This window comes from Haloferula sp. BvORR071 (assembly GCF_000739615.1).
Classification (GTDB): domain Bacteria; phylum Verrucomicrobiota; class Verrucomicrobiia; order Verrucomicrobiales; family Akkermansiaceae; genus Haloferula.
Window position 1 is genome coordinate 1 of the sequence record NZ_BATP01000031.1, and the last position, 26,489, is coordinate 26,489.

The 26,489-nt window shown below is 63.3% G+C and carries 25 protein-coding genes and 2 pseudogenes; 11 read left to right on the top strand and 16 right to left on the bottom strand.

Translation table 11 applies throughout. The annotated features are described in order from the left end of the window. Both BV071_RS17755 and BV071_RS17760 read left to right on the top strand, forming a co-directional pair. A pseudogene (locus BV071_RS17755) lies at nt 1–204 on the top strand (hypothetical protein); the annotation flags it as partial. 8 nt (nt 205–212) lie between these two features. After that, nucleotides 213–1,379 carry a terpene cyclase/mutase family protein gene (locus BV071_RS17760; RefSeq protein ID WP_052573510.1) on the top strand — a complete coding sequence of 389 codons (1,167 nt, stop codon included), beginning with the start codon at nt 213–215 and terminating at the stop codon, nt 1,377–1,379. Here the strand turns inward: BV071_RS17760 and BV071_RS35500 are convergent. The 9 genes from BV071_RS35500 to BV071_RS17800 form a co-directional block, all read right to left on the bottom strand. Further along, nucleotides 1,324–1,608, bottom strand: a complete 285-nt coding sequence (locus BV071_RS35500) for a hypothetical protein (protein WP_265594563.1) — start codon at nt 1,606–1,608, stop codon at nt 1,324–1,326. The genes BV071_RS17760 and BV071_RS35500 overlap by 56 nt on opposite strands. Before the next feature lie 44 nt (nt 1,609–1,652). After that, the gene (locus BV071_RS17765; protein WP_265594564.1) at nt 1,653–2,762 is read right to left on the bottom strand and encodes a hypothetical protein; all 1,110 of its coding nucleotides are present in this window, start codon (nt 2,760–2,762) and stop codon (nt 1,653–1,655) included. Beyond that, entirely contained in the window at nt 2,759–3,790 is a 1,032-nt protein-coding gene (locus BV071_RS17770; RefSeq protein WP_035610121.1) for a hypothetical protein, read from the bottom strand. The genes BV071_RS17765 and BV071_RS17770 overlap by 4 nt, the downstream gene beginning before the upstream one ends. A gap of 597 nt (nt 3,791–4,387) precedes the next feature. Beyond that, nucleotides 4,388–5,704: a dihydrolipoamide acetyltransferase family protein gene (locus tag BV071_RS17775; RefSeq protein WP_035610123.1), complete on the bottom strand. Its 1,317-nt coding sequence runs from the start codon at nt 5,702–5,704 to the stop codon at nt 4,388–4,390. Nucleotides 5,705–5,782: 78 nt separating this feature from the next. Next, the gene (locus BV071_RS17780; protein ID WP_265594565.1) at nt 5,783–6,097 is read right to left on the bottom strand and encodes a hypothetical protein; all 315 of its coding nucleotides are present in this window, start codon (nt 6,095–6,097) and stop codon (nt 5,783–5,785) included. Between the two features lie 104 nt (nt 6,098–6,201). Next, complete coding sequence (locus tag BV071_RS17785; protein WP_035610132.1) at nt 6,202–6,594, bottom strand: hypothetical protein; 393 nt, start codon at nt 6,592–6,594, stop codon at nt 6,202–6,204. A 141-nt stretch (nt 6,595–6,735) separates the two neighbouring features. Further along, on the bottom strand, nt 6,736–7,722 hold the full coding sequence (locus BV071_RS17790; protein WP_035610135.1) for an alpha-ketoacid dehydrogenase subunit beta: 987 nt from the start codon (nt 7,720–7,722) through the stop codon (nt 6,736–6,738). A gap of 66 nt (nt 7,723–7,788) precedes the next feature. Continuing rightward, nucleotides 7,789–8,868: a pyruvate dehydrogenase (acetyl-transferring) E1 component subunit alpha gene (pdhA, locus tag BV071_RS17795; RefSeq protein WP_035610142.1), complete on the bottom strand. Its 1,080-nt coding sequence runs from the start codon at nt 8,866–8,868 to the stop codon at nt 7,789–7,791. Nucleotides 8,869–8,918: 50 nt separating this feature from the next. Then, nucleotides 8,919–9,506 (bottom strand): DUF6580 family putative transport protein, encoded by a 588-nt coding sequence (locus BV071_RS17800; RefSeq protein WP_265594566.1) that lies wholly within the window; start codon nt 9,504–9,506, stop codon nt 8,919–8,921. A gap of 445 nt (nt 9,507–9,951) precedes the next feature. Between BV071_RS17800 and BV071_RS17805 the strand changes: the two genes are divergently transcribed. Further along, nucleotides 9,952–10,344 (top strand): cytidine deaminase, encoded by a 393-nt coding sequence (locus BV071_RS17805; RefSeq protein WP_035610148.1) that lies wholly within the window; start codon nt 9,952–9,954, stop codon nt 10,342–10,344. Here the strand turns inward: BV071_RS17805 and BV071_RS17810 are convergent, their stop codons facing one another. Further along, nucleotides 10,345–10,797: a hypothetical protein gene (locus BV071_RS17810; RefSeq protein WP_035610154.1), complete on the bottom strand. Its 453-nt coding sequence runs from the start codon at nt 10,795–10,797 to the stop codon at nt 10,345–10,347. Nucleotides 10,798–10,988: 191 nt separating this feature from the next. On the opposite strand from BV071_RS17810, the gene mnmG reads away from it, so the two are divergent. From mnmG to BV071_RS17835, 5 genes are all read left to right on the top strand, one after another. Beyond that, complete coding sequence (gene mnmG, locus BV071_RS17815; protein WP_035610156.1) at nt 10,989–12,872, top strand: tRNA uridine-5-carboxymethylaminomethyl(34) synthesis enzyme MnmG; 1,884 nt, start codon at nt 10,989–10,991, stop codon at nt 12,870–12,872. Between the two features lie 80 nt (nt 12,873–12,952). Next, a complete protein-coding gene (locus BV071_RS17820) occupies nt 12,953–13,300 on the top strand; it encodes a hypothetical protein (RefSeq protein ID WP_035610157.1) in 348 nt (115 codons plus the stop codon). Nucleotides 13,301–13,354: 54 nt separating this feature from the next. Next, a complete protein-coding gene (locus BV071_RS17825; RefSeq protein WP_035610158.1) occupies nt 13,355–13,834 on the top strand; it encodes a hypothetical protein in 480 nt (159 codons plus the stop codon). A gap of 118 nt (nt 13,835–13,952) precedes the next feature. Then, on the top strand, nt 13,953–14,417 hold the full coding sequence (locus BV071_RS17830) for a hypothetical protein (protein WP_265594567.1): 465 nt from the start codon (nt 13,953–13,955) through the stop codon (nt 14,415–14,417). Further along, nucleotides 14,414–14,758 (top strand): hypothetical protein, encoded by a 345-nt coding sequence (locus tag BV071_RS17835; RefSeq protein WP_035610163.1) that lies wholly within the window; start codon nt 14,414–14,416, stop codon nt 14,756–14,758. The genes BV071_RS17830 and BV071_RS17835 overlap by 4 nt, the downstream gene beginning before the upstream one ends. Before the next feature lie 207 nt (nt 14,759–14,965). On the opposite strand, the gene BV071_RS17840 is transcribed toward BV071_RS17835, so the two are convergent. Continuing rightward, the gene (locus BV071_RS17840; RefSeq protein WP_035610166.1) at nt 14,966–15,367 is read right to left on the bottom strand and encodes a ketosteroid isomerase-related protein; all 402 of its coding nucleotides are present in this window, start codon (nt 15,365–15,367) and stop codon (nt 14,966–14,968) included. 109 nt (nt 15,368–15,476) lie between these two features. Then, nucleotides 15,477–16,865: a dihydrolipoyl dehydrogenase gene (lpdA, locus tag BV071_RS17845; protein ID WP_035610168.1), complete on the bottom strand. Its 1,389-nt coding sequence runs from the start codon at nt 16,863–16,865 to the stop codon at nt 15,477–15,479. A 335-nt stretch (nt 16,866–17,200) separates the two neighbouring features. Between lpdA and BV071_RS17850 the strand changes: the two genes are divergently transcribed. The 3 genes from BV071_RS17850 to BV071_RS17860 all read left to right on the top strand — a co-directional run bounded on the left by BV071_RS17850 (nt 17,201) and on the right by BV071_RS17860 (nt 20,471). Beyond that, the gene (locus BV071_RS17850; protein WP_081886071.1) at nt 17,201–18,112 is read left to right on the top strand and encodes a LysR family transcriptional regulator; all 912 of its coding nucleotides are present in this window, start codon (nt 17,201–17,203) and stop codon (nt 18,110–18,112) included. Continuing rightward, nucleotides 18,087–19,034: a LysR family transcriptional regulator gene (locus BV071_RS17855; protein ID WP_035610174.1), complete on the top strand. Its 948-nt coding sequence runs from the start codon at nt 18,087–18,089 to the stop codon at nt 19,032–19,034. The genes BV071_RS17850 and BV071_RS17855 overlap by 26 nt, the downstream gene beginning before the upstream one ends. Nucleotides 19,035–19,250: 216 nt before the next feature. Further along, nucleotides 19,251–20,471, top strand: coding sequence for a hypothetical protein (locus BV071_RS17860; RefSeq protein ID WP_035610177.1), 1,221 nt, complete (start codon nt 19,251–19,253; stop codon nt 20,469–20,471). Between the two features lie 186 nt (nt 20,472–20,657). Here BV071_RS17860 and BV071_RS17865 read toward each other — a convergent pair whose 3' ends face one another. From BV071_RS17865 to BV071_RS33195, 4 genes and pseudogenes are all read right to left on the bottom strand, one after another. After that, nucleotides 20,658–21,554, bottom strand: a complete 897-nt coding sequence (locus BV071_RS17865; protein WP_052573512.1) for a thiamine-phosphate kinase — start codon at nt 21,552–21,554, stop codon at nt 20,658–20,660. 10 nt (nt 21,555–21,564) lie between these two features. Further along, nucleotides 21,565–22,650, bottom strand: a complete 1,086-nt coding sequence (locus tag BV071_RS17870) for a CPBP family intramembrane glutamic endopeptidase (protein WP_035610180.1) — start codon at nt 22,648–22,650, stop codon at nt 21,565–21,567. Between the two features lie 101 nt (nt 22,651–22,751). After that, complete coding sequence (locus BV071_RS33190; RefSeq protein WP_052573513.1) at nt 22,752–24,821, bottom strand: hypothetical protein; 2,070 nt, start codon at nt 24,819–24,821, stop codon at nt 22,752–22,754. A 36-nt stretch (nt 24,822–24,857) separates the two neighbouring features. Next, nucleotides 24,858–26,489: pseudogene (locus BV071_RS33195) on the bottom strand (hypothetical protein); the annotation flags it as partial.

Sequence of the window (26,489 nt, forward strand, 5' to 3'; positions counted from 1 at the left end):
TTCGTGACCTACAAGGATGACTCCGCGGTTTCCCTCCCGGCCAAGGCCCTGAAGGCAGGCGACGATGGCACTTGGACCGTCCAGGTGAAGATGGCAGACGGCAAGAATGAGAGCCGCAGCGTGAAGCGCGGCCGGGTTTCCGGCGACCGCGTCGAGATCGTCAGCGGTGTGGACGCCGGCCAAGTGGTGATCATCCCCGACTGAAGCCAGCCATGAAGGGAGCCATTGCCGCCATTGTGTTCAGCGTCGCCAGCGTGGCGGCGCAGGAGAAACCACAGGCCGTCGTGAATGAGATCACGGTGGCCGGATCGATCCGGCGCGGCGTGGATTTCCTGATCGCCAAGCAGAACCCAAACGGCTCCTGGGGCGGTCCCACGCGGACCAAGGGCCTGAATATTTACGCGCCCCTGCCCGGCGCGCACCACGCCTTCCGCGCCGGTGCCAGCGGCCTCGCGCTCTCCGGGCTCATCGATAGCGGCGATACCCGGCCCGAGACCTTGGCGGCCATCGCCAAGGGTGCCGCGTGGATGGAAAGCGAGCTGCCGAAGCTGCGCCGCGCCGACCAGACGACGACCTACAATGCCTGGGGTCACGCCTACGGCATGCGCGCGCTCGCGCGTCTCTACAAAATCGCGAAGACCGACGAGGACAAGGAGAAGTGGAAGCGCCTCGCGCAGGAACAATGCGACCTGGTGAACCGCTACATGGATCTCAACGGCGGCTGGGGTTATCTCGACATCTACGATGGCCTGACCACCCAGAAGCCCACCGGCATCACCACCTCATTTACTACGGCTACCGTACTTCTCGCGATGCGCGAGGCCCGCGATGTGATGGGCATCAAGCTTGACGACCGCATCGTCAAGGCCTCGCTCGCCAGCGTGGAGCGCCAGCGCACGCCGGATTTCTCGTACGTTTACTCGCACAGCCACATCTATCGTCCGCGCGTACCGATCAATCGTCCCGCGGGTTCGCTCGCCCGCAGCCAGGCTTGCAACGCAACCTTGCGCGCCTTTGGCGACGACAAGGTGACGGATGAGGTCATCAACACCTGGGCCAACCGCTTCATCGAGCGCGAAGGCTTCCTCAGCATCGGCCGCAAGCGCCCGGTGCCGCACGAGACGCATTTCCAGATTTCCGGTTACTTCTACTACTACGGCGTCTTCTACTTCACCCAGTCCGTCGAATTCCTGCCTGCCATCGCGCAGAAGGAACACGCCCAGAAGCTCGCAACCCTGATCCTCTTCCGGCAGGAAAAAGACGGCTCTTGGTGGGATTACCCGCTTTACGACTACCACCAGCCCTATGGCACCGGCTACGCCCTCATGGCTCTCTCTTGGTGCCGCGACAAGATGGGGATGAAGCCACAGCCGGAGTAAAGCGCCAGCGCCAGTGCCACACCCGCGCCTGGAGCAGCAGCGCAAAGGCAAAGTAGCCGCCAACCCAGATTGCCATTGCGTTTACGACCAGGCGGAAAGTGAACGCGCGCAACTGCAGGTAGCCCTCGTAGCTGCTCGCGAAGTTCCACGCCAAGGGCAGGGCACACAACGCCGCGACAAGCGCCAGCACCGCAAGCACGAGGGCATTGCCATCGCGCACGCCTGGCACTTATCAGCTACGGGAAAGCCGGATGAAGCGGCAGTGAATTTTCATCAAGGATCGATGCCCCAAGCACTCGTGATCATTTTGCGCCAGCGCTCCTTGGATTCCGTTTCCACGGGAGAACTTCCTGCATTCCACGTCGAGTCCACGGCTTTGAAGATCTCGATACGCTCCGTGGCCGGAACCAAGTCCCAGGCTGGATCGAGCCTGTCCTGCTGCCTGGCCGCTAGCAGCATGGCCCTGAGGTAATCCTCCCGGCGCTTCATCAGTGTGGCGGATTCGAGCAGGGACGCATCGGGCTTGTCGCCGTCGTGGAAGATGCTGTTCCACATCTGGTCCACCAAGGGCTCTGGCAAGTTGCCTAGCGCACTCACTGCTTGTTCCCGCTCGACAGGCGGAAGCTCCGCAGCCACCACCTGCACCATCGTCGAATTCAGGTTGAGGATTCGCTCGGAATCCATGGCGAAGTCGCGATGAGCTTCCAGCCACATTGCCGCCTGTAGAGGCGAGCGTTCCGCCCATGCCGGCAAGAGGTTCAAGATCCCGACCTGCGTGCTGCTTTTCGAAGACGCGAGGTAGTCCATCATCCGCGCGAAATCGAAGTCTTCGGCGAAGTCAGTGCTGATGCCCGAGTGATCGCTCTCGGTCCGGGTGTCGGCCATGAACTCGATCAGGGAATCCGCCGAGGTCCGGGCTGCCGCACCAGCCACCTCGATTAGGGCACTGTTCCCCCAGTCCTCCGCCGAAAATTCGCTACGATGCTTCTTCCATTCCGCGAATGCCTGCTTCGGATCGCGCTCCGCGTAGAACTTGAGGAAAGTGCCGGAAAGCTCCTCACGAAGAGCGGTATCGGCAATGGCTAGCACCTTCGGCCATGCCTTCCAGCCCTCCCGGTCTATCAGTGCCTTGGTCAACTCATCGCGCGAAGCCGAGGGCGTGAGGAGCGCCGTCAGAAGGCTCTCACTGTCGAATTGATCCGCAGGCTGGCGCGTCTGGCTGCGGGGATCATCCGGCATCGACACTTCCGTACCGGGCCGCGCTTGAACGGCTTCAATTACTACATTCGCCGTACTTGGACGCTGCGATCCCATCCGGATGCCGGTAGCCACCGAGACCAGACATGCGGCCCACCACAGCGGATGATGGACTGCGGGCTTCATTTCGAAGGCGCCGGGGTCGAGGCTGGTAGGAGAAACTGGAACGCTTGGTCCAGGCGGTCATTCGGATCCGTCCACTCGCTGGGAAGACTCTTGCGGTATCCCTCGAACGCTGCGGACATTCTCCCTCGTTCTTCGGCAGGCATCTGCTCCCACGCCGTGTGGACCCGGGCCACCAGCGCGTCATCCCGGGATGTAGCCTGTAGGATCTCCAGCATCCGGGCATTGGCCGCTTGCGGACGCTCATCGGGCCAAGTCTCCCATTGGGCGAGAGCCTGTTCCGGATTCTGTCCGGCCCATTGGTGGAAGAAGAGCCGAATCTGCACTCCCTTCTCCGCCATGGCACGAGCAGCGCCACTTTCGACCCAGTCGTTGAAGTTCGCGTCCTCGAAAAGGCGCGCCTCGCGGCTCGAATTGCTGCCATCCAGCGAGGGATGATAGACCATTCCATCAAAGAGATGCCATGGCACTTCGAGCACCGCGGCCCTCATCCCTTCGCCATCCTTTTGCGCCGCGATTAGCTTCATCAGCAAATCCCCGTCGCAAGGCCGGGAATCGCGCGCGCTGACCACATTGCGGAAAGCTCCCGCCGGATCTGCCTCCGCCCATCCTTCCATCACCCAGACCAGTGCGCTGGGCTCGACCTTCAGGATCCACGCCTTCGCATCGGCCCCCAGCCGCCTCCCCAGCTCAAGCGTCATCTGATGGTAGCGCTCGGACTGGACTCGATAGGCTGGCCAATTCTTGACCGCATGCAGGCTCAGCAACTTCTGCTTGAGTTTTAGATACTCGGCTTTCAGGGCCTCGTTGTCGCTTGGGAAAGTCTCCGCCTTGGCAGCCGCCGCTGCCTCCTGTTCACTCTTCGCACGCTCGATGGCACTCAGGACATCGCTAGGGCCAGCATGAAGCAAAGCGAGCCCGTCAGCCGGACGCGACACAGGAAGGACTTGGGCAGCCGGACTCAGGGCCCACACCCCCGCAAAGGAAGCAAGGCCGAGAAGCGGCGGCACACACCAAGCGAGCTTACCCATTCCATGGAACAAATCCTGCCCACGCTCCCTGAACAAGGGCATTCGCCCGCAGCGCTAACAAGACGCGGGCGGAGTTCATCCGGAGTTCTGTTAGCGGACTGTGAACATCTCGGGAATTCCTCGGGCGTAATTTTCAAACCGAGGCTTCCTTACCGCACTTGTGGCCAATTGCCCGGAGGTTTTACCCAAGCTTTGTTAGCCGTGGAATCCCTTTGGTGAAGCGGTGGAACGGCGATTTGTTGGGCTTGTTCACATCATTACGATGAAGACGTTCTTTAGTTTCTAAATGATCTCTTCTTAGAGCATGTGAAAAAGTCGCCCTCACCGACCTGGCATCGAGCCACCCCAAGCTCTTCTCGGGAGCGCGGAGGCACCTGCCCCGCAGAAGCTACCAGCGAGGCCCTGCCACATCGCGCAGGGCGAATGGATAGCGCTCGCATAGCTGCGGAGCATTGCGGCTGACCGCTGCTAGAGGCCTCTCTGTGGGCCTGGCACCTCATCTCTCCCAGGATGGCCTCCCAAGGCCCCTTCCACCCAACAGAAAGGCGTGCCACCCATCGGATGGCACGCCTTGCAGGAAAGGTCTCTGGAGGCCTCTTACACCAGCATCAGGGCCGGTTGCTCGATCAGCTTCTTCACCTCGGCCAGGAAGGCCGCAGCGACCGCGCCATCGACCACACGGTGGTCGCAGCTGACGCCGAGGTTGATCCGCAGGCCGGGCACGATCTGGCCACCCTTGACCACCGGCTTCTCGATCGCGGCACCCACGGACAGGATCAGGGCCTGCGGCGGGTTGACGATCGCGTCGAAGCTCTCAATGCCCCAGGCACCAAGGTTCGAGACAGTGATGGTGCCGCCGTCGAATTCGCTCGGCTTGAGCTTCTTCTCCTTGGCGCGGGCAGCCATGTCCTTCACTTCCTTGGAAATCTGCAGCACGGACTTGGTCTCGGCCTGCTGGATCACAGGGGTCACGAGGCCATCTTCCACGGCGATCGCGACCGCGAGGCCGACGTGCTTGAAGGAGACGATGTGGTCGCCGGCGAAGGACGCGTTGACCGCTGGCACTGCCATGGTCGCGTTGATCACGGCCTTCAGGACGAAGTCGTTGACCGAATACTTGTTGCCGTGGGTCTGCTCGGCCTGGGCGTTGATCTGCTTGCGCAGCGCCATCAGCGGGGCGGCATCGGCTTCCACGTGCAGGTAGAAGTGTGGGATCGTCTGCTTGGAAGTCAGCAGGCGGGAAGCGATGACCTTGCGCATCGAGGAGAGCTCAACGCGGGTGTCACCTTCCTTCGCGGTCGGCATGATGGCAGCAGCGGCGGGTGCCGGAGCAGCAGCGGCGGCAGGAGCCGGAGCGGTGCGGGCCTTGGCAGCCGCGGCGAGGCCAGCAGCAGCGGAAGATTCAGCGGACTTGGCGGCAGGCTTGGCACCACCCTTGGCAGCTTCCACATCCGCGCGGACGATGCGGCCGGCAGGACCGGAGCCAGCAAGACCGGCGAGATCGACTCCCAGTTCACCGGCGACCTTGCGGGCCAGCGGGGAAGCCTTGAGGCGCGAGCCGTCTTCGCTCTTCACTGGGGCGGGAGCGGCAGCCGCCGGAGTGGCAGCAGGAGCGGCTTGGGCTTGAGGCGCAGCAGCCGCTTCAGCGGGAGCGGCGGCAGGTGCTGCGCCAGCGTCGTCGCCATCGAGCACGGCCAGCGTGGCGCCAATGGCAGCCTTCTCGCCCTCTTGAACCAGAATTTCGCTGATGGTGCCTTCGTCGAAGGCTTCCATTTCCATGGTCGCCTTGTCGGTTTCGACTTCGGCAAGAATGTCACCGATCTCGACGGAATCGCCGACTTTCTTGTGCCACTTGATGAGTGTTCCCTCGGTCATGGTGTCCGAGAGCTTTGGCATTTCGATTTGGATGGCCATGGATGGAATGAAGAAAAGGGAGTGGGGCGGGGCGAGAGTGGGGGAACGGAACGCGTTTTCCAGTCTTTTCCGGACAGGTCAACCCTTGGTGACGCGGATCACTTTTCCTTTTTCCACGGCGAAGTTCAGGCGCTCGGGGCGATGGTCCATGGTGACCGGCTTCTTCACGCCGTCTTCCTCGACCACACGCCACATGATCTGGGCCTTGTCGGCGCGGGTTTGGGCTTCCGGCAGGGTCATTCCGACGTAGGTTTTGGCCTCATTCGGGTCCGCTACGGCCTTTGCCTCGGGGGAATTGGCGGGCGGGGGTTCGGGAGCGGGAGCGGGTTTCGGCTCCGGTTTGCAGGCGGCGAGTCCTAGGCAGGCTCCGGCTAGCAGAAAGTTTCTCATCATCCCCATGGATGCGGTGGCTCCGGCAGCCCGGCAAGGGGAAAACAAAAGCGGAGACTCCCCTGAGGAAGCCTCCGCTTTTAAAAAGGTTAGTTAGGATCCGCTGATTACTCGACGGTGATTTGCTTCATGGTCGGGATCAGGCCGACGTGCGGGCTGCCGGTGCCACCTTGGATGGTGGACATGCGGCGGGCAGCGGTGGTGTCGGAGCCGCAGCAGCCTTCGTTCGGGCAGTAGAGGCGGACGCAATCACCGCACTTGATGCGGACCTTCTTGGTCACGGTCTTGTAGCGCGGGACCTTGGTTTCCTTGACCTCGGTCAGGCCGCTCTTGGCGTCCACGACGACTTCCTCGCGCACGACATCATAGCCGCAGAGTTTGCGCTGGTAGGTTTCGGTGGTGTAGCCGGCGGTCCAGCTCTTGCCGCCGAACATCGAGCAGCAGGACGAAAGACCCAGGGAGAGGGCGATCAAGGGCAGGATCAGGAGCAGGTTTTTCATGGTAGTAATCGATTAGAAGAGGCAGCAGCACGAGGTCGCTGCGAGGCAAAGACCGACAAGGCCAGCGAGGGCAAGAAGTTTGGTCATGTTGCCAATAGGTTAGAAAGGCCTGTTGGACTGGCAATGAAAAAGCCTTCCAGCTCAACGCAAAGACAGAACTTTTTCAACAATCCGGCGCGGATTTGGAAGCTGTTCGTCCTCCACGTGTTGGGAGTATATCGCCGGTGCATCAATTGTAGTCACGCGCTTGATCGGCGCGTCCAGGTAATCGAAGGCCTCGTCTTGGATCAGGTGGGAGACCATGGCGGAGACACCGCCGAAGCCCTTCGACTCGTCGACGAGGACGACCCGGTTGGTCTTCTTGACGGACTTGAGGATCGCCTCGACGTCCAGGGGACGGATCGAGCGCAGGTCGAGGACGTCGGCTTCGATGCCGTGCTTTTCCTTCAGGGTCTCGGCGGCCTCGAGGGCGTGGATGATGGAACGGCCGTGGCCGATGATCGAGACGTCCTTGCCCTCGCGCTTCAGGTCGGCGACGCCGAGCGGGATCACGAAGTCACCGTCGGCCGGATCCGGCACCTCGCCGGTCATGCCGTAGAGGCGGGTGTTTTCCATCACATAGACCGGGTCGTTGTCGCGGATGGCGGCCTTGATCAGGCCCTTGGCATCAGCCGGGGTGGCAGGGGCGACGACTTTCAGACCGGGGAAGGCGGCGAAGAGGCCTTCCGGGATGTGGGAGTGGGTGGCGCCGACGTTGGTGCCGCCGTTGGCCGGGCCGCGCATCACGATCGGGCAGTTGATCAGACCGCCGGACATGTAGCGCACGCAGGCGGCATTGTTGACCAGTTGGTCGAAGGCGACGGAGTGGAAGGACCAGAACATCAGCTCCATCACCGGCCGGACGCCGAGCATGGAGGCACCGATGCCCATGCCGATGAAGCCGGCCTCGGAGATCGGGGTGTCGACAATGCGCTTGTCGCCCCACTTTTTCCAGAGGCCTTCGGTCACCTTGTAAGCACCGTTGTACTGGGCGACTTCCTCGCCCATGATGACGACGTTGGGGTCGCGGGCGAGTTCCTCGTCGAGGCCTTCACGGAGAGCTTCGCGGTAGGTAAGCGTGCGGGACATGGAGAATGATGGATGCAGGGAAATTGGAAGAAAACCGGTGGATCTACTATGGTTCTAGTAGTTGGCTCAGTCGGTGAAGAAGTGGCGGCCGAGCTTGGAGGCCGGGGTGTTGTTGTCGGTTTCCCAGTAAACATCGGTCATGACATCCTCGATGGTCGGGGCGGGGGATTCCTCGGCGAACTTCACGGAGGCGGTGGCTTCGTTCGCGGCTTCCTTGTCGATGGCGTCGAGCTGCTCTTCAGTGGCGACGCCCTCTTCGACAAGGCGCTTCCGCCACAGTCGGATCGGGTCGAAGTTGGTCTTGTAGTTCTCGATCTCCTCCGGGCTGCGGTACTTCTTGGCGTTCGCGTCGGCGACGCTGTGGCCGTAGTAGCGGTAGGTATTGATCTCCAGGATGGCGGGCTTGTGCTGCTTGCGAGCGCGCTCCATGGCGATGTGGGTCTTGGCGCGGACCTCGTAGAGATCGGAGCCGTCGATCACATCCCACTCCATGTCGTAAGCCTCGGCGCGCTGGGCCAAGCAACCGCGGTAGGCGGAGGAGCGTTTCTGGGAAGTGCCCATCGAGTAGCCGTTGTTCTCGATGACGTAGATCACCGGGATCTCGAAGAGGGCGGCGATGTTCAGGGACTCGTGGAAGGCACCTTGGTTCACGGCGCCGTCGCCGAGGTAGCAGAGGGCGCAGCCTTCCTTGCCGAGATACTTGAGGCCGTAGCCGAGGCCGAGGCCGAGCGGAGTCTGGCCGCCGACGATGCCGTGGCCGCCCCAGTAGTTTTTGTCCGGGGCGAAGAAGTGCATCGAGCCGCCCTTGCCCTTCGAGCAACCGGTCGCTTTGCCGAAGAGCTCAGCCATCAGCGGGTTCATCTCCATGCCCGAGGTCAGGGCGTGGCCGTGGCAGCGGTAGGCGGTGATGTTGTGATCGTTCTCGCCGCAGAGGGAGAGGGTGCCGACCGCCACGGACTCCTGGCCGATGTAGAGGTGAAGGAAGCCTCCGATCTTGCCGCCATTGTAATACTTCAGAGCGGTTTGCTCGAAGCGGCGAATGCGGACCATCTTGCGGAAGAGATCAATCTTCTGCTCGGCAGTCAGTGCCTTGTTGATGGGGGAGCCGGCGAAATCGAGGCGCGGGGTGGCGGTGGCGGATGACATGGGCGTAGGCGGCGCGGAGATAGAAAAGGAAACCGGTTTGGAGCAAGAACTTATCGGGTCTGCGCGAGGGCAGGAGCACTCTTTTCGGCAGGCTCCCAAGAACGGCGGGAGACCAGGAAGAGAGCGGTGAAAAGCAGGTTCGCAGCGGTGAGGTTGCGGAGGAAGATCCAGCTCGGCATCAGGTCGGTGGGACGACCGGTCCAGAGGGATTGCCAAAGGCCTTCGGCGGTTTTGGCGTAGGTGGGATCGACCGCCCAGATGAAGGTGTTGGTCACCCCGTGGAAGAGGAGGGCGGAGAGCACCCCGGCACCCAGCAGCAGGGCAGGGGAGGAGTTCTTGCGCAGGGGTCCGGCAGCGAGTGCGGCGATGGCGAGGATGCTGAGGAAGGCGAGGGTGGTGCCGCCACCTGAGGAGAAGGCAGGATAGCCTTGGAGCATGCTGGCGATCGGGTTGCTGATCAGCCAACCGGCCACCGGCAGGGCCCAGGCCTTGGCCCCCCGGAAGAAGACAAAGCTGCAGAGCATCAGCGCTGGCAGCGGCTGGAAGTTCGGCAATTCCTGAGAGAACTGCGCTCCCAAGGCGCGGAAGGCGATGAGCAGCGCGAGCAGCACAAGCGCGGGAATCCAAGGACGTTGCATGCCTTTTCCTTGGCTCATCTGCGAGGGTCCGGCGAGCCGAAAATGCGCTAGCTTGCCGGGGGAGGTGGACCAAAATGGATGGGATGGGAATCAGGGATTGAGTGGGCCGGTAGGGCGTCTGCGGTAGGGCGGCCTGGCCCAGGCCGCCGCGTGCGATTCCCCCGGACCTCAACCGGGTCCGATGCATGCAGGTGATCCCCACATCGCCCGCGGCGCGCTGAGGCCAGCGCGCCCTACCAAGCGTGGTGGTGAGGCGGCTGTTGGTAGGGCGGCCCTGGCCTCAGGCCGCCGCGGGCGATCTCCGCGGACCTCAACCGTGTCCGACGCATGCAGGTGATCCCCCCATCGCAAGCGGCGCGCTGAGGCTAGCGCCTCCTACCGGGCCTTGGGTCGGGTTGCAGTTCTGAAGCTTGCTCCGCGAGACTCCGCGCGCTTACCTAGCTCCATGGACAACTGGGAGCCGCTGATCCAAGCCGCTTGGGAAGCCCGCGAGCGGGCCTACGCCCCCTACTCGAAGTTCCACGTGGGCGCGGCCATCCTGGTGAGCGGAGAGATCTTCACCGGCTGCAACGTCGAAAACCTGTCCTATGGCCTGACCATCTGCGCCGAGCGGGTGGCGGTGGGCACCGCGATCGCGGCGGGCCTGCAGCGGATCGAGGCGGTGGCGGTGGTGGCGGATACTGAGCTGCCGATCTCTCCCTGCGGTGCCTGCCGCCAAGTGCTGGCGGAGTTCGGCGACCCATGGGTCTGCTTGGCGAACCGGGAGGAGAGGATCGTCTTCCGGCTGTCCGAGCTGCTGCCGCGGGGCTCGGCGGGGATCTTGGATCGGACGGTGTGATCAGAGGGTTCCACGTGGAACATCGGGTTCGTAAGCCGCGATAAGTCTCCTGGCTACCCGGTGGCGAAACCATAGGCCGAGGGACCAAGCCATCAGGTAGAGGAGGATCAGCGTCCGGTAAGCGGCTACCATGGTGCACTTTTCATCGAAGGGCACGCTGATGAAGTGCCGCGGGGCGGATGGGCGAAAGGGATTTTCGGAGGAGGGCATTCGCATGGTCTCGTTACGAAAGAACCAGCCGGGGGTGGAATCCATAGAGGCGTAGATGTCCGTCCCGGTAGACACCCCGATGATGCCTCCGCCGCTGCAGAGCAATACGGAGGTGTTGGAGGTGCTTCCGTAGCCAATGAGCAGCGCTCGCGCGGTGGAGATGGTACTCACCCAAGCCCAGATCAGGAAAACGAGGCCGGGCAGGCCCAGCCAGAGGAGTCGCGAGCGGAGAAGTCGTGGCACGACAGAGGAATGTTAGGCCCCGGGCTTTTGGCGTCGAGGCATCACGGTGCTTCCCCTGTCCGGGAGCTTCCCTGTTCGGGGCCTCCCACTTTGGGGGCGAACTCCCGGGATACTTCGGCCGTATTTCCCGGTCTTGTAAGCCACCCCACGCAAGGCTAGCTTCCGCGGCCCTAGCCCGCCTAGCCCTACTCATGTTCCGCTATCCCAAGCGCTACGACGTCCTCGTCATCGGTGCCGGCCATGCCGGCGTGGAAGCCGCCCTTGCCGCTGCCCGGCTGGGAGCGCAGGTGGCTGTCCTGACCCAGAACCTGGACACCATCGGCCAGATGTCCTGCAACCCCGCCATCGGCGGCTTGGCCAAGGGCCACATGGTCCGGGAGATCGATGCACTGGGCGGGGCGATGGGCCTGAACACGGATGCTACCGGGATCCAGTTCCGGATGCTGAATGCCTCCAAGGGGCCCTCGGTCCGGGCCCCCCGCGCTCAATGCGACAAGAAGGCCTACCAGTTCCGGATGAAGTGGGTGCTCGAGTCCACCCCGGGCATCGAGCTGCATCAAGGGAACGTGGCGGAGATCCTCGTGGAGAACGACGCCGTCCGGGGCATATCCACCTCCCTGGGCATGGAGATCGAGGCCTCCTCCGTGGTTCTCTCCGCCGGCACCTTCATGCGGGGCCTGATGCACGTGGGCCTGAAGAACGAGAAAGGTGGCCGCATGGGGGATGCTACCTCCACCGTTTCCGACTCTCTCAAGCACCTAGGGTTCCACGTGGAACGTTTCAAGACCGGCACCCCCTGCCGCCTGAATGCCCGTTCGCTGGATTTCTCGGTCTGTGAGCGGCAGGACGGGGATATACCCGCGCCTCTCTTCTCCTACCTCGCCGATACCCTCGAAAAGGCGGAGGATGACCTCTTTACCCTCAATCCATGGGGTGATTCCACGTTCCACGTGGAACAGATGCCCTGCTGGGTGACCTACACGAACCCGGCGACACACGAGATCATCCGGGGCAATCTCGACAAGTCCCCGATGTATTGCGGGGTGATCGAAGGGGTGGGACCGCGCTATTGCCCCTCAATCGAGGACAAGGTGGTCCGTTTCGCGGAGAAGGAGCGCCATCAGGTCTTCCTCGAGCCGGAGGGCCGCCATACCCACGAGTATTACGTCAACGGGGTCTCCACCTCGCTGCCCTACGAGGTCCAGCTGGCCTTCCTGCGGACCATCCCAGGTTTGGAGAAGTGCGAGATCCTGCGCCCGGGCTACGCGGTGGAGTATGACTACTGCCCGCCGACCCAGCTTCTCCCGACCCTGGAAACCAAGACGGTTTCGGGCCTCTACTTCGCCGGCCAGATCAACGGGACCTCCGGCTATGAGGAGGCGGCGGGCCAAGGGCTGCTCGCCGGGGCGAATGCCGCCCTGAAGGTGGCAGGGAAGGGGGACTTCGTCCTGCGCCGCGACCAAGCCTACCTCGGGGTGATGATCGACGACCTGGTGACCAAGGGCTGCACCGAGCCCTACCGCATGTTCACCTCCCGTGCGGAGTTCCGCCTGCTGCTGCGCCAAGACAACTGCGACCTACGCCTGACGCCCCTGGCGGCGGAAGCAGGACTGGCCAGCGGTGAGCGGGTCCGCCGCGTCCGTGAGAAGGAGAGCCAGCTCGCTGAGGCCCTGAGTTGGTCCCGGCAGGTGGTCCACGAGGGGGTAAAGCTCGATCACTGGTTCCGTCGCAGCGAAAATACCTTTGATTTGCTCACCCCCGAACTCCGCGAAAGGTTCCACGTGGAACTTTGGCCGATCATCGAGACCGAGCTGAAGTATGAAGGCCACCTCAACCGCCAGCAGGTGCAGGTGGAGCGGATGGCCCGCCATGAGGACAAGCGAATCCCCGCCGACCTCGACTACACCGCCATCCGCGGCCTGAAGAAGGAGGCGCAGGTGAACTTCGGCCGCATCCGCCCGGCGACCCTCGGCCAGGCCGGTCGGATCTCCGGGATCACCCCGGCGGACGTGGCGGTGCTGGCGGTGTGGCTGGAGAAGGGGACTCGGATGGTCGGCAAGGCGGAGGAGCTATGAATCCTGCGCGGGCGAGGCCATGGTGGAGATCCCGGCTGTTCTGGCTGGGGCTGCCCGGGTTGGCGTTTCTCGGATGGGTAATGCTGCTATTTCCGACCAAGTCGTTGTCCATCGATGCAGGTCGGACGGCATTTGAAGTTCGTGCCTTTCCGGAAGCTCTCCAGGTGACGATGGTGGACACAAGCTATCGGCCGCCCCAGTGGAAGCTGGAGATTTTCCCGATCGGCGAGGAGGATCGGGTGGACCGCGAAGATCCCGTGCTGAGATGGAGCCGCCTCTACTTTCCCGAGATGGATGACCCGATCCACTACGTCAGCATGCGGGCTTGGGTGCCGACCGCAATGTACTTGGCGGTCTGGCTCGGCGGGCTTGCCGCTTGGCAGCTCTGGAGAAAGCGGCGAAGCCATGGGCTTTCTTTGGAGCCGTGAGGGTAGGGGGATGGGGACTTGTGAATCCCTCCCTCTCCACAGAGAATCCCAAGAGTGAAGCTGCGGGCCCGTCCTTCTTCTTGGCTGCCACTCTGCCTCGGCCTGCCCGGCTTCTTGTTTCTGGCTTGGGCCTGGGTCTATTCCAATTACCAGACCAGCGACTTGAATTACCGGCCTTGGGGCTTTGAGGCGAGTTCCTGCGAAGGGCATCTGGTGATGGCCGGGCTCTCGCCGGAGGCCCAAGCCTTCCATGCGGTGGATCACTGGGAGGGGGTGGTGTATGAGATGAAGGTTCCGAACATCCCGCCTCCGCCGCCATTGTCACCTGACGAAGAGCTGCCCATCAAGTGGACCCAAGGCGTCGTGATCTCCTGCGATTTCGGCGGGACTTGGGCACCCCACCAGCGGACTTCTCTTTCACCCAGTCCGAGGTTCACCCACTGCGCCGGACTTGGTGGCCGCCGTTCAGGTTCCAGCGTTCAGAGGATCCGGCCGCCAAGTTCTGGCTCTTGGCACTGCCGCATTGGGGATTGATGGCTGGGTATCTGCTCGCCTCGGCGGGGCTATGGCGATGGGCCTCTCGGCGGCGGAGGTGCCGGTTGTCCTTGGAGCCCTGAGGACGGCGAACTATAGGGAGGCACTACTCCCTTCCATGCCATCGCTCCCCTACAATCGACCACGCTGGTGGCGTTCACCTTTCCTCCTGCTGGCTCTTCTGGGAGGGATCTCCTTGGGCTGGCTGTGGTGGGAGTCCTCGCATCAAGGCCGGGGGATCGGCTGGACCTCCGCAGGGCGGCGCTACTTTGTCTCCCATGGAGCGGGATGGCTCTACTTCGGTGCGACGAACGGCGATCGTGTCTCTTCGAGCAAGCCGGAGCCTTGGATCTGGGAGCAGACGATGAAGGGTGATCACCTGCGCTGGCTGCCACCGCTGGATGTGAAGGTCACCCGTGGCGATGACCATGAGCTCCGGAGACTTGCATTTACCTATTGGTTCCTGATCTCGGGATACCTCGGATTCTGTGGTGGGTTGGGTATCTGGTGGCAGCGGCGGGGAGTTGCGGCTTGCCGGGTGGAGCTGCCGGATGAGACAAGTGAGAGATACGATTCGCCATGAAGCTCCTCCCCTTTGTCTTCCTTATTGCCCTCGTGCCTGTGGTTGCGCCCGTCCTGCGGGCAGATGAGGTGAAGCCCCAGGAGCCTGGGAAAGAGAAGAAGAAGGAGGATCCGTCGGATGCCTACTTCCAAGGGTGGCTCCTGAGCCGAGAGGCGGAGAAGCTGCGCGAAGCGGGAAAGAACCAAGAGGCGGAAGCGAAGCTCGTCCGGGCCCTGATGATTTTCCGCGGGTTGCGGCATCAATGGCCGGAGTGGAAGAAGAAGATGGTGAAGGGGCGGCTGCTCCAGACGGAGGAGACGCTGAAGGCGTGGGGGTGGAAAGAAGGGAAGATGATAGTGTGAGGGGGTCGCGACCTGAGGAATACGGGGCGAATGATGGTCCCTTGTAGCTCGCCCCGGTGGTAAGTAGTTCCGCTCTTCAGGCGGACGACGCCACTCGAACTGCCGCATCTTCCCGAGGCCCTCCGGTGCGGATCCGCCGCAAGAACTGCTTCGTCCGCCTCAAGGCGGGACTACGTATCCCTTGGGGTCGTAGCCCCTCACGCTGCTTCACGTCGAGACCATCGCCAACCAGTTACTAAGGTTATAGTAGTTTGTGACCCGCGTGATCTTGCCATTGGCGATCTCGAAGAAGGCGCCGACGCGGAGACGGTAGTTCTGGCCCTTGGCTTCGGGCAGGCCGCTGTCGGTGGCGAGGTATTCGCCGCGGATGTAGAACTCAGCCGCGGCGCGGTCACCGGCGGGTGCGGCGAAGACGACGAGCTCCTCGACGGTCTCCTTGTAGGAGCGGTCCATGCGCCCGAGGAAGGCGCGGAAGGCGTCCTTGCCGGTCTCCACGCCGCCTTCGTTGATCTCGTGCACGACGTTTTCGTCGAGCATGGCGAGCAAGGCTTCGCGGTCACCGGAGTTGAAAGCGGCGTAGTAGGCTTCGATGAGGGGTGTCGATGGCATGGCGCGGAGTTTGGAGAAGCGAGCGGCCCGAGGACAAAAGAAAAGCGCCGGGGGCTTGGGGCCACCGGCGCTTGGAAGTTTCAGATGCGGCAGGCCGCTCCCGATTGCATCAGAAGTGGATCGCGTGGCCGTCGGCCGCGAGGGTCGCCTCGTGGATCACCTCGCTCATGGTCGGGTGAGCGTGGATGGTCGCGTGGATCTCGTCCGCGGTAAGCTCCTGATCGAGCGCCAGACCCATCTCGGCGATGAGCTCGGTGGCGTTCTCACCGATGATGTGAGCACCCAGCAGCTCGCCGTGCTTCTTGCCGTAAAGCAGCTTGGCGAAACCGTCCGGCTCGCCGGAAGCGATGGCCTTGCCGATCGCGACGAAGGGGATCTTGCCGACCTTGTACTCGATGCCTTCTTCCTTCAGCGCGCGCTCGGTCTTGCCGACGGAGGCGATCTGCGGGTGGCAGTAGGTGCAGCCCGGGAAGACGGTGACCTTGCGCGGCACGTGGCCTTCGACGTAGAGGCCATCGACGCACTGGATCGCCTCGAAGGAAGCGGTGTGCGCGAGAAGCGGCGGGCCGCTGACATCACCGATCGCGTAGACGCCCGGGATCGAGGTCTCGTAGCGGTCTCCGACCTGCACGAAGCCGCGGTCGGTCAGTGTCGGCTGCACGCCGCCAGGGCCCGGCAGCACCGGCTGCACGCCGATGGCAACGAGCACCACGTCTGCGGTGAGCACGCCCTTTTCCTTGGCACCTTCGACGGTGACTTCCACTTGGTTGCCCTTGACCTCGGTCTTGGTGATCTTGTGGTTCGCTAGGCAGCGGATCCCTTGCTTGGTGAAGGACTTCTCCAGCGCGTCGCCGATTTCGTCGTCTTCCACCGGCACTAGGCGCGGCAGCATTTCCACCACGGTGACCTTCGTGCCGAAGGCATTGTAGATGTAAGCGAACTCCACGCCGATCGCGCCGGCGCCGATGATGATCATGCTCTTCGGCTGCTTCTCGAGCACCATCGCTTCCTTCGAGCCGATCACGGTCGTACCGTTGAAGGGCAGGGGCGGCAGCGGGCGGGATTTCGCGCCGGTGGCGATGATGATGTGCTTGGCCTCGAGGGTGGACTTGGTGCCGTCGGCAGCGGTGACTTCCACCTTGCCGGCAGCGGCGATCGAGCCGAAGCCGCGGACGTAGTCGACCTTGTTCTTCTTGAAGAGGAACTCGATGCCGCCAGCGAGCTTGTTCGAGACCGTGCGCGAGCGGCCGATCACGGCGGACCAGTCGTACTGCAGGTTATCGAAGGAGAAGCCGAACTCCTTGGCGCGGTGACTCAGGGTGTGGAAGAGTTCCGCGTTTTTGAGCAGCGCCTTGGTCGGGATGCAGCCCCAGTTCAAGCAGGTGCCGCCCGCGCGGTCCGCCTCTACACAGGCGACTTTTTTGCCGAGTTGGGCGGCACGGATGGCGGCTACGTAGCCGGCCGGGCCACCGCCGATGACGATGAGATCGTAAGCCATGATTGGGAGTCCTTCGGAGTTCGCGCGGGAGGGTGGTTGCGGTCCCTTGGATTGTCAAAGGGGAAGGGTTGGAAGGACGGGAGAGCGATTCGCGTCGGGCAAAATCTCTACATCCGCCCTACGCAAATTTACCGGTTAAACAAAAATTATCTCTGAAACTTGACTTTATAGCAACCAGTAGAGGTTCCTAGGGTTTTCCTATCTCGTTCACCTCTCTTCGCTTGTAGAGAAGATCCCTGCTCCAGTCTTTTTATAATACCTCCTAACTTTCATTGACGGATTTACCTTCAATAGATACTAATTAGCTGACTCTCTCCACGTGCGAACCTCCCGCCATGCACTTTGACCCCTTGCATTTGAAAGCCTTTACCGCGCTTATGGCGGAAGGCTCCGTGTCCCGCGCTTCTCTGGAACTACGTACCAGTCCCTCGAATGTCCGCCGTATCTGGCAGAGTCTCGAGGAACAACTGGGCGATCATCTCTTTGTCAGCAGTCCGACCAGCGAACTGCGTCCGACTTCCGCGGCTCGCTTGTTGGACCGTGAGATGAGCCCGATGCTGGAAGAAATCCGGCGCTTCGAGGCCTCGGTGAAGCGGATCCACCAACATGGCCGCGCCCTGCGACTGGGGGCAGACCGGAATGTCTTCAACACCCGTCACTTCGGGAGGATCTTCAATTCCCTGCGGCGCGACGAGCGCTTCCGAATTTCCTTCGTGGAGGTGGAGGCGGATGAAGGCCGCAGCGCGCTGGAGGCGGGTGCCTGCGACATGTTTTTCGCGGTGGATGGCACTCCGGGCCGGCGCTTCGAGTCGCAGGATCTGCCGCCGCTGCGTTTCGACGTGGCCTGCACCCATTTGCAATCCTTTGACCGGCCGCTGAGTCTCGGCGAATTGGCGGACCTGAATTGGTCGCTGGCTGCCTTCGCGAAGACGGCGGTGGCCCTGGACACTCTGCGCAAGATCGAGGCGAGTGGCGCGGGCAGCGGACGACTGTGCTCGCAGCACCAGTTCCTGCGCTGGGCGGAGGAGCTCACTGAGGGCGAGACGGAAGCGATCGTCTGCGTGCAGCCCGCGTCCTTCAGCCGCATGCCACAGGTCTCCTTCGTGCCCTTGGACTCGGCGGCGGGTTATCCGCTGAGCGTCACCTACCTCAAGCAGCATCCTTACGAATTCCTCCCCACCATCGCGCAGCAGATGGACCGCGTTTTGAGCGCTCTCCCTGATGGAAGCCGACCTTCATTGTCTTGAGACCTTTGTGATCCTGGCGGATTGCGGCAGCTTTTCGGAGACCGCGATCAACCAGGGGATCAGCCAGCCGGCGGTCAGCCAGCGGATCGCGAAACTCGAATCCGTGACCGGCTTGCGCCTATTCCGGCGCAGCCAGGAGAGCTTGGCACCTACTCGTGAAGGCCACGAACTGCTGGCCATCGCGCGGCGGATCATGGGTGAGCATCAGCGCCTGGGCATCCGCATGGGCCGCCATGTCCGCGAGACCAAGGGCGTGGTCCGGGTGATGGTCGATCGTTCTTTCTCGGGAGCGGGCATCGCTGCGGCTCTGCGCGGCGCGGGGAGTTGTGGAAGCGGCGTGGCGATCGAGATCGTGCATCCGGGACAGTGCAATCCCTGGGTCCAGGCACTTGAAGAGTGCCAGGTGGATCTGGTGGTGAGTGGTTGCTTCCATCCGCAGCCCGAGCAGATGCCCGCATTGCGCCGGGTGGAACTGAGGCGCGAGCACGGCACGACGATCGCGTGGAATCGTGTCTATTTCGATTTCAATCCTGCAGCCCTTAACTCCAAGGAAGTCCTGCGCTGCACCTTGCTGGTGCCGAGCGAACGCTTGATTCCGGGCTACCTCACTTCCATTGAGCGCTGCTGCCTTGAATCCCTCAATTCCTTGCCGCCGGATCTAGTCTCCTTCGATGATGAAGAGGCCGCACGCGATGCTTGTCTCGCGGGGATCGGGGTCTTGGTCTTCCCGGGAGAAGCGGATGTCCGGATGCAGATCGGCCAAGCGGGCTTGGGCATCGTGAAGGCCAGTGAGTTCTTGCTGCCGGATGCCTACAGCTATTCGCTGTACTCGCGGGTGGAAGAGGAGAACCCCAAGGTGCTAGCCACTGCCGCGAAGATCGGTGAGGCCTATCAGCTGAGTCTGGCACCGAGCTTGGTGTAGCGGTGAGTCCTGCGGCGCAGGATGGGCAGCGGATTAGCCTGTGCATCTTGCAGCCGTCGCCGGGGGAGATGGCGGACGGTTAATGCATCCGGAAAGTCGTCACTTATGAGCTTATAAGTACAAAGTCCCGGCTGTCATTTGAGAAACGGCGTGTCTTGGCGAAGGGTCCTCGTTGCAATGAAAAGCTGTTTATCCCTTACCCTTGCATTCCTCCCTGTGCTCGCACCTTCCCTCTGGGCGAGCCAGACTGTGGTTAGTGGCACTAACTACCCCAACCTCTTCAGCCCTGCCGGAAACGTGACGGTGACGCCTCCGGCCATCCCTGATGGAGTCGATCTCGTGACTGTCGAGCTTGGTGGCTCGGAGTCCGGCCCCTTGGGCACCTATTGGACCGCTGAGGCCAACGGCGGTGCCGTGCTCGGCACGAACGTTCTCGGCGCACTCATCGGCGAAGTCCGACTTGCGGAGACCGGTGCCCAAGTGGCGCTCACCGGTTCCGCGCTGCAGTTCAACATCGATAACAATCCGAACTCGATCCTCGGTGCCTTGGGCACTGGCTTGGGCGTCTCGCTCAACTGGTCGGCCACGGCGAAGTTCAACGCGCCGGGGCATGCCCTGACCTTGAGCCCGAACACGACCTATTTGATCAGCTTCGACGTGATCGGTGGCAGCGGCCTGCTGAATTCGGCGCTGGGGATCACGCCTACCTTCACCACGGAGCTGTTGGATGGTGCGAATGCGCCGGTGGGAATTTCGGGCGGCGGTACGCTTTTGAATCTAGTGGGCCTGCAGCTTGCTCCGGTGACTGGTGCGCCTGCCGGGACCGGTCGGGCGACGGCGGAGTTCCGCACGGGTGCGAGTGTTTCCGCGGCACCGGCATCGGTGCGCTTCAAGGGCTCGGCGGTCTTGCCTGCCTCCCTGGTGGGCATTGGCACGCAGTTCGCGAATGTCTCCAACCTGAGCGTGGTGGTGAAGGATGCTTACTCGGTGTGGGTCGAGGACCACGGGATCACCAATGCTGCCGATCAATTGTCGGATGCGGATCCGGATCATGACGGCAAGCCAAACCTCCAGGAGTTCGCCCTCGCCACGGACCCGAACTCGGGCACGCAACAGGATACCTATTTCACCGTCGGCGATCCGGATGGCAGCGGTCCGGAGACCTCCAGCTTCATCATGACCATTCCAGTGCGCAGCGGAGCGAGCTTCGCGACGGACAATGGCGGTCTCGAAGCCACCCAGGATGGCGCTCACTATCGCGTTGAAGGCTCTTACGAGTTGGCGAACTGGACCCTCGCGATCTCCGAGGTGACGCCGAATGCGGCCTTTACCGCGGGACTTGCCGCGCTGCCGGGTGGCTGGACTTACCGCTCCTTCCGCGTCCCGGGCCAGACCAGCAGCACGCCGCGGGCCTTCTTCCGGGTGCTCGTCGACTGATTGAGTTGACCCCGTGTGGACAGTTGTAACGCGGTGCCAGCTCTCCGGGCGGGTACCGCAACCCCCCTTCCTTGGTTTCCCTGCTGGTTGGAAGGTCCCCCGGAATGTGTGCTCCGGGGGGAACAGCACCGCGCCGGTGCCGGTATCCCACTGCCGGTACCGGCGTCTTTATGGGGAGTGATGGATTCAGGCTTGGAAGTGATCCCAGCCGCCTTGCAGATCGGGGATGTGGCCGTCAGCGGTGAGATGGCCGATTGCTGTTAGAGGCAGATCGGGGAAGGCTGCGGCCCATGCATTCGCGCAGGCTTGGTAATGTTCCGGCGCGGCGGTGAGGAGCAGCTCGTAGTCTTCGCCATCGCCCAAGGCTTGCTGTTGGGATGAGCCCGGCGTGGCGGGGATCTCGCCTTGCAGAGTGAAGCCGCAGCCGCTGGCGCTTGCCAAGCGTGGCAGGTCCTTGGCGAGGCCGTCGGAGAGATCCATCATCGCGCTGGGCCGGAGCTGCTGCACCAGCCATGCAGCCTCTGTTAGGCGCGGTGTGAAGGAGAGATGCTTGCCGTGGATCGAGCCACCCAAGCGGCCGGTGACGAGGATCAGGTCGCCGGGTTTGCCGCCGGAACGCAGTACGAGTTGATCGCTCTGCACGCTGCCTTCGCCGGCCACGGAGATGAGTGCTCCCTGCGGCAGGCGCGAGGTTTCGCCGCCGGCAAGCACGCCACCGTGAGTCTCCAGACACTTGCGGATGCCGCGGTAGAGACCGTCGAGCCAAGCGACCGGGCGTGCGGCATCCACCGCCACGGTCACCAAGAGGTGCTCGGGCCGGCCGCCCATCGCGGCGAAGTCGCTGAGCACGCGCGCGATCGCTTTCCAGCCGACCTGTTGCGGCGGGGTCTCGGGCAGGAAGTGGATGTTCTCGACGATCGCATCGGTCTTCAGCAGGCGCAGCCGTCCCGTGCTGTTAGATGGATCCTCATCGACCACCGCGCAGTCATCGCCTGGGCCGACGCGCAGGGCCGGGCCGCCGGAGAAGCCCTGCAGCAGGCGGGCGATCAGGGCATCCTCACCGAGCTCGCTGAGCGATTTCATGGCGTGGAATTCAGGAGTTGGGAATGATCCCGTAGCGGACCAGCAACTGGAGAGTCACCGTGGCCGCATTGAAGAGGAAGTGGATCGAGATATTGGCCCAGATCGATCCGGTGAACTCATAAGCCAGGCAGAGCAGCGTCGCGAGGATGAAGAGGGGCAGCAGTGCCACTACGTTCGCGTGTGCGGCGGAGAAGACCAGCGAGGAAAAGATGATCGCTGGCACGGGACCGCAGAAGTGTTTCGCCGCCGGATAGAGATAGCCACGGAACACAACCTCTTCCGCCACCGGGGCCACCACTACCGCCGCCACTGACATCAGCACGATCACCATCGGGTCCTTCGCTTCCTTCAGCAGCTTCACCGACTCCTGCATCGACTCGATGTGGAAGAGCTCCTCAAGGAAGCTGTTCCAGCCGGAGACGGCGAGGAAGCCCATGAAGCACCACATGCAGAACACCGAGCATAGGGCGATCGGGATGGATAGCCACCATCTCCGCCAGCGCAGGCCGAGCCATTCCGCTTGATGGATCCGCGTCACCACGAAGGCGCAGGCCATGCCCATCAGCATCACTTGGAAGAAGATCGAGACTACCAGCACCTCGGGCTTGAACTTCTCGCTCACCGGCACCTCCTGGCCGCCTGCGCCACCGGTCGTGAGACCGGCGAAGATCAGCACCACCAGGCCGATGAAGAGCAGGTCGATCTTACGGTAGATCGCGGTCTTCACCCGGAAGTAGCGGAAGATGCCTTGGCTGTCTTCCGGCAGGGCGACCGATTCCGGCGGCGGCGCGATGTAAGTTCCATCCGCCACTCCGGGCGGCAGGGGTGGGGGAGCAGCTGGCGGAAGGGAGGAAGAGAGTTCTGCCGTTGGTGGCACCTCGCGGTCCGGCACGTCGAGGGCGGCGTCCTCCGCGCTCATCGGCAGCGCGGGCGCTTCCTCCCGCCGGCGGACTCCGCGGCGGATCGCCATCACGGCGAAAAACAGGGACGCAAGGATGTAGGCGCCCAAGATCACCCAATCCTCCGCAGCCATGGTGATCCCCTTCGGGGCCGCGGGAGCGGCCTCGGAGGCCGCGCTGGCTAAAATCTCAAGCATGAGCGGGCGGACTGTGAAGCCCGATCCCGTGGCGGGCGAGTGCAAACGCCCGCCCGCTTTCGTCTTGCCGGATAGCCCCTGAACCGGGCGCCCGGTGGAGTTCAGTCTCCATCCAGCCGGAAGAAAGCCGCGTTATCCATCGGACTGAACTCAAACTCGATGTCGCCCGCGCCATTCACCGAAACGTCCGCCGGGCTGGCGGGGAAATCGGAGTAGCTTGTTAGATTCGTCGACTTCTGCCAGTCGAGGGTCAGCTTGAGCTTGCCGGTCGCCGGGTTGCGGGGGATCAGGGTCTTGCCGGGATGCAGGGCTTGGACTTGGCTGGCCGTGTAGAGACCGGCGCTATTGGCACCGGCATTCAGCGCGCTGACCAGCGCCGGCTGGCTGACCCAAGGGTTGAAGCCGAGCGCCGCCATCTGGCTCTCCGCCAGGTCGCTCAAGCCATCTCCATCCTGATCGGGAAGGGGACCCAAGCGATAATAGGTAACCATGGCATTGGGGCCGGCTACGATCTTGTTCACACCGCGCGCGACTTCCCGCGGGAGCAGGGTCTGGCCGTAGAGGTTTTCTCCCCAAGCCACCACGCTGCCGTTCTGCTTGAGGACCACGGTGTAGTGCTCACCCGCCGCAATGGCGCTCACGCCCGTTTGCGCCTCCGGTGGCACCGTGCTTTGGCCCGAGTCGTTTCTTCCCCAGGCCACCACGCTGCCATCCTGCTTGAGGACCAGGCTATGGCCGCTACCGGTGGCGATCGCGACCACGCCGCTCTGCGCCTCCGGCGGCATGGCGACTCCGCTGCTAGGACCCCAAGCGACCACGTCGCCGTTCTGCTTGAGGGCGAGGTTGGGACTTCCTGCGGCGATGGCGGTGACCCCGCTCTGCACTGCCGCGGGCACCGTGCTCCCGCCGTTGTCACCCCAAGCCACGACACTACCGTCCTGCTTGAGGGCCAGCGTATAGTTGGAACCCGCAGAGATCGCGGTCACGCCGCTCTGCGCCTCCGGGGGCACCGTGGCTTGACCGGAACTGTTGTAGCCCCACGCCACCACGCTGCCGTTCTGCTTGAGGACCACACTGTGGGACTCGCCTGCAGCGATGGCGCTCACTCCGCCCTGTGCCGCTACCGGCACGGTGGCTTGGCCGTAGCTGTCGTTACCCCACCCTGCCACGCTACCGTCCTGCTTGAGCGCCAGGCTGGAGCTGCGGCTCGCAGCGATGGCGATTACGTCGCTGCGGATTGCCGAGGGCACGGCCAGCAGCGGATCTTCACCGCCGATCGCCCAGCCTTTGCCGGTGCCGTCCTGCTTGAGAACCAGGGTCATGGGACCGAAGGCGGCGATGGCGCGCACGCCGCTCTGACCATTCGCCCCAGCGCCGTAGCCCCAAGTGGAGACCGTCCCGTCTTGCCGGAGAGCCACCGTGTTGAATCCCGCGGCGATGGCGATTATTTTGCTCCCGCTGGCGGGAACCGTCCGGGTGGCATCCACCACACCGGAACCTTGGAAGTAGCTCCCCCAAGTCTTCAAGCTGCCATCCTGCATCAGCACGGCCGAATGCACCGCCCCTTGGGCGATGGCGGCGGCACCGCTCGGCACCATCACTACCGCGTTGGTGGCGGACCATTGCAGCACGCTGCCATCCTGCTTCAGTGCCAGGCCGCCGGACAGGGCGGTCACGCCGCTCTGCAGCGCTGCCGGGAGTGTGACCCCGGTGTAGCCACTGCCCCAGGCGATGACGCTGCCGTTCTGTTTCACCACCGCCCCTTGGGAGATGGCGATAACGCTGCTCCGTGCCTCCACCGGCACGCTGGCCGCATTGCTTCCCCAGACGACCACGCTGCCGTCCTGCTTGAGGGCCAGATCGGGACTCCCTGCGACGACGGCGGTGACTCCGCTCTGTGCGGCCGCCGGAATCGGGGCGGTCCCGCTGTCAGAGCCCCAAAAGACGACGCCGCCATCCTCCGTCAGCGCCAAGACGTGGGTGGCGCTCATGGACAGCTTGACCAAGCCGAGGTCGGCCGCGATCCCCGGCGAGACCGGGGAGGATTGATATCCGGAATAGACCCAGTCACCGCTGCCCGGGGCGGCGGACCCGGTGGTGGCAGCAGCGAGCCACACGCAGGCACAAACCGCGAGGCGAGGGAGGCCAAAGGACACGAGGGTTTCAATCATGATCGTAGGATCTGTTAGATAAATGGACCCGCCCCTTCACTCCACATCCAAGCGGAAGAAGGCCGCGGAGTCCGTGGACGTGAACTCGAACTCGATGTCACCCGCGCCATTCACGGAGACGGCTGCCGGGCTGGCGGGTAAGTCAGTGAAACTTGTTAGATCGGTGGCCTTCTTCCAATCCAGGGTCAGCTTGAGCTTGCCGGTCATAGGGTTGTTAGAGAGCGAGAGCCTTCCGGAAGAAAGGCGCAGGGACTGGACTTGGCCTGCGCTGAAGAGGCCCGCGCTACTAGCATTATAGTAGAGCGCGCGCACCAGTTCCGGCTGGGCCACCGCGGGGTTGAAGCCCAGTGCCGCCATCTGGATCTCCGCGGCGTCACTCAAGCCATCGCCATCCTGATCCAGCGCCGAGCTCAAGCGGTAGAAGGTCGCGTCGGCGAAGGCACTGGATGCGATCTTGTTCACCCCGCTCAGCACCTTGGTCGGCATCAGGGTCTGTCCCTGGTCATTTCTTCCCCAGGTCACCACGCTGCCATCCTGCTTGAGGGCTACGCTGTGATAGGTGCCTGCGGCGATCGCGATCACGCCGCTCTCCGCTGCATTCGGAACGTTGGCTGCCTGGCCATAGAAATTCTTGCCCCAGCCCACCACGGCGCCATTTTGCTTGAGGGCCAAGCTATGATCGTAACCCGCGGCGATGGCGATGACGCCGCTCTGCGCCGCCACCGGCACCGTGCACTGGCCGTAATAGTTGTCTCCCCAAGCCACCACGCTGCCGTCCTGCTTGAGCGCCAGGCAATGTCCATCGCCTGCGGCGATGGCGGTGACACCGCTCTGCGCCCCGGTTGGCACCGCTGGCTGGCCGAGGGGATGGCTCCCCCAGGCGATTACGCTGCCATCCTGCTTGAGGGCCAAGGTTTGATATTCGCTCGCGGCGATGGCGGTCACGCCACTCTGCGCCGCCGTCGGCACCGCGGTCTGGCCATATTGGTTGTTGCCCCATGCCACCACGCTGCCGTCTTGCCGGAGAGCCACCCGGTGAAGGGCCCCCGAGGTGATGGCGATGACGCTGCTTTGCGCTGCCACCGGCACCGTGTCCAAGCTGAAAACGTTACCATTCCAAACCACGACAGTACCGTCCCGCCTGAGAGCCATCGCGTGGCCACTCGCCGGGGCGATGGCAATGATCTCGCTCCGGAGCTCGGGCCGCGGCACATCCGTCTGATGGGACCCATTGCTGCCCCAAGCCACCACTCTGCCGCCCTGCGTGACCGCCAGGCAGTGGTTGTCGCCCCCGCCGATGGCGATCACACCGCTTTTCGCCGCCGCGGGTACCTCGATCAGATTGCCTGTGCTGACGGGACCCCAAACCACCACGCTGCCGTCCTGCTTGAGCGCCATCACGTGATTGCTGGTCATGGCGATGGCGGTCGCGCCACTCTGCGCCGCTGCCAGCACGGAGATGGAACTGCCACTCAAGCCCCAGGCCAGCACCGTCCCGTCTTGCTTGAGCACCGCGGTCCTGGACTGGCTTGCGGCGATGGCGGTCACGCCGCTGAGAGCTGCCGCCGGCACCGTGCTCTGGTCGCTTTGATACCCCCAGGTCAGCACGCTGCCGTCCTGCTTGAGCGCCACGCTATGCTGGGAACCCGCGGCGATGGCGATCACGCC